The 2,562-nt window shown below is 33.3% G+C and carries 3 protein-coding genes; all 3 read left to right on the top strand.

Features of this window, described 5'->3' with window-relative positions; translation table 11 throughout:
- Positions 1–987: methanogenesis marker 16 metalloprotein (locus tag ACKI5C_RS03280; protein ID WP_407431795.1), on the top strand; the 987-nt coding region annotated here is incomplete at its 5' end.
- A gap of 13 nt (positions 988–1,000) precedes the next feature.
- Complete coding sequence (gene hdrC / locus ACKI5C_RS03285; RefSeq protein ID WP_407431796.1) at positions 1,001–1,612, top strand: ferredoxin:CoB-CoM heterodisulfide reductase subunit HdrC; 612 nt, start codon at positions 1,001–1,003, stop codon at positions 1,610–1,612.
- Positions 1,609–2,550 carry a ferredoxin:CoB-CoM heterodisulfide reductase subunit HdrB gene (gene hdrB, locus ACKI5C_RS03290; protein WP_407431797.1) on the top strand — a complete coding sequence of 314 codons (942 nt, stop codon included), beginning with the start codon at positions 1,609–1,611 and terminating at the stop codon, positions 2,548–2,550. Before hdrC ends, hdrB begins: the two co-directional genes overlap by 4 nt.
- The last annotated feature ends 12 nt before the right edge of the window (positions 2,551–2,562 follow it).

Below are 2,562 nucleotides of genomic sequence, written 5' to 3' on the forward strand. Positions count from 1 at the left end.
AACGAATGGTTAGGTGCAATTGATGTTATACTTCACGGAACTACTCATTCAATATATGACCACAATTATGGTGGGGGTTTTGTTTTAAAAGAACTTTTAGAAGGCAAAACAATTGATGTGAGAGTTGAAAGCGTTGAAGGCAAAACTATTGAAAACACAATAACTATAGAGGATATTGGAAGAGGCCAAATTATAGGGACTAGAATGGCATTTAAAAATTATACTGCTTTTGTTAATACTTATAACGAACCAATTAATTCTATTTTTTCCGCAATTCCATTAGAAGGAAATCTTTCTGGTTTAACATTTTCAGGATGTGGTGATTTGAATCCATTGCAAAATGATATTCCACACAATGTAATAAAAACTGGAACCAGATTTTTATTCAATGGAGCTGAAGGGTATGTTTTAGGTGACGGTACACGTTCTAGTGCTGAAAAACCGAATTTAATGTTGGCTGCTGATTATAAGCAGATGGATCCATATTATCTTGGAGGATATAAAACTGGTCAGGGCGGTGAAGTTTATGATACTGTGGCTATACCTATTCCAGTTTTAAATGAGGAAATCTATAATAATTTGCTCATCACGGATGAAAACATTAAATTGCCATTGGCAGAAATCAAGGGTCGTCATTTACCATTAGGTGAAACCAACTACAAAGAAATGTGGGAAGGCTATGATTTAAGACCACAATATGACAAATCAAAATGTTCAAAATGTGATTCATGTACTATTGAAGAGATTTGTCCAACAAAGGCATTTTCAAATGAAAGATTGGATTTGACAAGATGCTTTGGATGTGGATTATGTGCTCACTTCTGTAAGAATGATGCATTTGACATGAATACCGGTGATGTTGATTTGGAAATCAATGACAAATTAGTCAACGTGCCAATTATCTGTAGACAATCTGATAGATTAAGAGGAAATAAATTATCTAATCAGTTGAAAAAGTTAATTGAAACACAGGAATTTACTTTGTAGCGAGGTGGTTTTAATGACTACTCAACAAAAGATTAATGACGCACCCATTAATTTTGCAGAAGATATAATAGCTAATGTAAAGAATACTAGGGATGATGGTGTCTTGAAATGTGTGCAATGTGGTTTATGCACTTCCACATGTCCTGCAGCACGCCATTCAGAATATAATCCTAGAGAAATCATTGAAAAAGTTCTTGGCGGTGATGAAACAATAATGCATGAAGATTATTTATGGAATTGTTTTTATTGTTATACTTGTCATAGTGTATGTCCGGTTGGGAACAGTGTTTGTGAAGTAAATCAAATATTAAAACAGTTTGCAATAAATCAAGGTATAGGATGGGATAAGCTTTATGAATATCTTGGATTTGCGGACTCATATTTTGATGCTGCAATAGGGGCAATCCCTGAAATATTTTTTGAAGATATTGCAAAAGATGTCCCCGGATGGGAAGAGATTAGATTTGAAAAATTGGAAGAAAATAGGGATAAATTAAATCTTTATCCGCCATTAATGCCTCCAGAAGATGTAATTGATGAAGTTAGTTTAATTTTAACAATTACTGGATTTAAGCAAAGAATGGAAAATATTAGAAAATCACAAGAAGAGGAGGCCAATAAATGAAAGATATTCCAAATAAAAATCTCCTTCTGTTTAGAAGTTGTCTTGTAAGTGTAGAGTATCCGGGCATTGAATCCTCAACTAAATATGTTTTTGAAAAGTTAGGTATTGATTATGGCATTTCAGAAAAACAGACCTGTTGTACTGGATTAGGGCATTATTCTGATGTTTTTGATCAAGTTTCAACAACTGCAATTGGTGCACGTAATTTTAAAGTTGCTCAAAATCTTGGAAGGCCTAATCTTGTAATGATGTGCGCTACATGCTATGCAATTAACAAAAAATCCGTTAAGTTATTAAATAATAAAGATGACTTACGGGATGAAATCAATACTTTATTTGAAGAAAATGGTTTGGATCATTTAAAATATGAAAAGAATGATTTGACACCTACAGAAAATATATTTCATTTTGTAGATATTTTATATGGTAAAAAAGATGAAATTAAAAAGCATATTAAATATGATTTAAGCCAATACAAGATAGCTACCCACCATGGGTGTCATTACTGCAAAGTTCATTATGAAGATACTATTGCGGGTGTAAGAGATCCGAATATAATTGATGAACTCATTGAAGCATGCGGATGCAAAACAATTGGATGGTATGATCATAAGAGAGCATCATGCGGTACAGGATTTAGACAAAGATATTCTAATCCAGATTTATCATTTACAGCTACAGCAGATAAAATGAATTCACTTAAGGATGAAGGTGTAGAAATTGTAGTGCATTTATGTCCTAATTGCCATATACAATTTGACAGATACCAACCATTAATCTCTAAAAGGGAAGGCAGGGAATTTAAAGCTATTCACTTGAATATTTCCCAATTCATTGCTATTGCAATGGGTGCTGATTGGGAGAGTGTTGTCGGTGTTCAGGCACACACTTCCAAAATCGATTCTGTGATTACAGAATTAAAGGAGGTTGAATCATGAGTGGAGATTTGA

It is taken from the genome of Methanobrevibacter sp. (assembly GCF_045646045.1).
GTDB lineage: Archaea > Methanobacteriota > Methanobacteria > Methanobacteriales > Methanobacteriaceae > Methanocatella.